Raw genomic sequence first — 2,870 nt, forward strand, 5'->3', positions numbered from 1 at the left:
AATAAAAAGTTTTAAAAAGCACTTGACATTGACTGATAGATATTATATAATTAAAGTAGGGGATTAACTAACCCTATATACATATTATAGCATAATTATATTTGTCTGTCAAGCTTTTTTTGCTATTTTTTTATTTTATTAAAAATTGATAAGTGTAATGAAACGCTAGGTTAAGCCATTTGTGAAAATATCTAGTCAACAATTTTAATCATATTTTTTTATTTAATTTTGATATTTTATAGTTGAATTTTGAAAACTTTCTTCTATTATATATGCGTTGCATGAAAGAGATAGGGTTACCACCCCACAAACTGCGTTTGTTCCTTGGTATTTACACGCTTGCAAGCAAGGCGGTAAATTATATTATAAATTTAAATTATTATGATTGAAAAAAATAGGTGTAGAATATCTATCTATATGTATTTATATATAAGCATAGATGTTCTACACCTATTTTTAATTTATAGGTTAATATTGGTTGTGTATATATTATTTCTTATACAAGACTGATATTAACCTATAATTTATATTTGCTATGATCGTTACCAATCTTGCGATAGCAAGTTGAGTAACACCAATCAGCTTGCTGTGCGGTAGGCATTTTACCTTGTGTGATTGTGCGTATAATAGTTTAATGCTGATATTGTAATTGTTACTATTTTTTAAAAATGATTATAAACAAACCGATCTAAGTACAAAGTTTTAAGCGTAGCTAAAAAACTGTAGGTACTATATTATTTCTTGTTTATTATAATGGGTTTGTTTATTATAATGGGTTTTATTATTACTGTGTCATTTTTGGTAAGATGTTGCCAAAAAGTGCAAACCAAAAATGGTAAGATGTTACCAAAAAGTGCCAAATAGAAATGACAAAAATGGTAAGATGTTACCAAAAAGTGCCAAATAGAAAACTACATTTTTTACGCATATGCGTTTTTTTTGACATTTGCTGTGAGACATAAAAAACACTAAACTATAAGCCTAATGTTTTACTTGGTTTAAAAATTCAATTTCGTTGATAGAATAATGATTTATCACTCAAAATTAAACTCTAATTTTGCATTTTTGTTAATCCCTTGAAACAATGTTTTGTAATATGATTTTGCAGAATCATTCATTTGCCCTTTGTATTTTGCTAAATACATTTCTTGTTTTTTAGTACTCAATCGATTAACAATCAGCTTGCCAGTATCAATATCCTCGGTTGATAAACTTAATAGGTCACCGCTAGCATCATAAAGCTGATAAGGAACCTTTTGATCTAATTCTATCCCTATAACATCATATTTAGGTATAGTAATACTATATCTATTTTCATTAATTTTCTTAACTTTAACTGGTTTTTTAACGCCCAATTTTGCCTGATAATTAAGAATTATAATGGCTTTCTTTTCAGTCAGAGGGATACCAATTTTTGTCCAAGGGATACTTGTATTATTTGACTTAGTTTCTACTGTCTGTATCCCTACATTTAAATAGACAGTCTCATTAGTTTGTTCAAGATATTTTACCATTGAATAAGACTTACTTTTTTCTCCTTCCTTAGCTGAATACGCTAAATAAGATGGATATGCTAAAAATAAAATTGCAAATAATATTAACCAACCTAATGCAAACTTCTTAGTTAATATTTTAAAAATTAAACCCATACTACACTCTCCAAAATATAATTTAAATACATATATTATTATAGCATATTTTTTAGAAATAGTCTGAATATTTTTAAAAATATTATTGGTAAAATTTTAGTTTTACCGCTTGCGTTTGATTAAAGATAGCGGACTTTTATTTCTTGTATGCGTTAAGACTTCATCAGTCATCATACTCCTTAAGTAAACTTCTGTGATCCTTGTACTTGTATGACCTAGTATCCTTGAAACACTATAAGTATCTACCCCATTCTTAAGTAATGCTTGTGCGCTGTAATGCCTGAAAGTATGAGGGCTACACCTTTTATCTATATTTGCTTCTTTTCCTATTTTCCTAATTAAAATCTGAACTGCATCAACTGTCATTTTATCGCCAACTTTATTGATTAATAAATAATCTTCTGTGACTATGTTTTTAAAATGCTTTTCTTTAACTCTCTTGTATTTCATAAGTTGCAATAAAATTGGTGTGCTAAGATAAACCATCCGCTCTTTATTATTCTTGCCTTTTCTGATTAGTATTCTATCCTTGTTGATATCATCATTCTTAATATTGCATAACTCGTTGACTCTCATTGCTGTATCAGCCAATAACATGATTATAAGTTTATTTCTTGCTGACTTATACTTAGAAAAACTTCGTGGTTTTTTTATTTTTCTATATTTAACTTCATCCGCAACCTCAATCATTTTCAATACTTCATCATCTGTGAATGTTTTGATTATAACTTTGTTTTCTTTGAAAAATTTAACTTTTTCAGTTGGGTTGACTTCCAGATATTCTTCTTCATTTAAGAATACAAAAAATGCACGGATAACTTTTAAATGAGTATTTATGTAAGATTCTTTTCTTCCTTTTTGTTTTTGTGCTATCAAAAAATTTCTAATGTGTAAAGCTTTTATTTTTTCAATTTCGTCAATTTTTTTTGAGTCCAAAAAATCTTTGAAAAGTTTCAACATTTTCTTATATCTCTTGATAGTTCCATCTGCCAAGTTTCTTGACTCGCAATTAAAAATAAATTCATCAATGTAATCTTGAATTAAATCCATAAAAAATACCCCTTATTTTTGTTTTAATTTCAAACAATAAAGAGTATTTTTTATATTAAATTCAGTCTAATTTTTAGCTGTTAGATACCAAACTAAATTGATACTTTTTCAACTAAAAATGCAAGTGATTAACAAGATACACTGACAAACCCAGTTATACCAAGGTCTCAA

General features: G+C 27.4%; 2 protein-coding genes. Both read right to left on the minus strand.

The window, feature by feature from the left end; all coding sequences use genetic code 11:
• Window positions 1–1,034 precede the first annotated feature (1,034 nt).
• Window positions 1,035–1,649, minus strand: a complete 615-nt coding sequence (locus tag LRA01S_RS10335) for a DUF4230 domain-containing protein (protein ID WP_061775528.1) — start codon at window positions 1,647–1,649, stop codon at window positions 1,035–1,037.
• 102 nt (window positions 1,650–1,751) lie between these two features.
• Window positions 1,752–2,699 (minus strand): tyrosine-type recombinase/integrase, encoded by a 948-nt coding sequence (locus LRA01S_RS10340; protein ID WP_061775529.1) that lies wholly within the window; start codon window positions 2,697–2,699, stop codon window positions 1,752–1,754.
• Window positions 2,700–2,870: the final 171 nt, after the last annotated feature.

This window comes from Pseudolactococcus raffinolactis NBRC 100932 (genome assembly GCF_001591765.1).
In the GTDB taxonomy this organism is placed as follows: domain Bacteria; phylum Bacillota; class Bacilli; order Lactobacillales; family Streptococcaceae; genus Pseudolactococcus; species Pseudolactococcus raffinolactis.

Coding starts and splice junctions, on each gene's coding strand:
- LRA01S_RS10335 (WP_061775528.1), bottom strand. CDS start 1,649: ATGGGTTTAATTTTTAAAATATTAACTAAGAAGTTTGCATTAGGTTGG.
- LRA01S_RS10340 (WP_061775529.1), bottom strand. CDS start 2,699: ATGGATTTAATTCAAGATTACATTGATGAATTTATTTTTAATTGCGAG.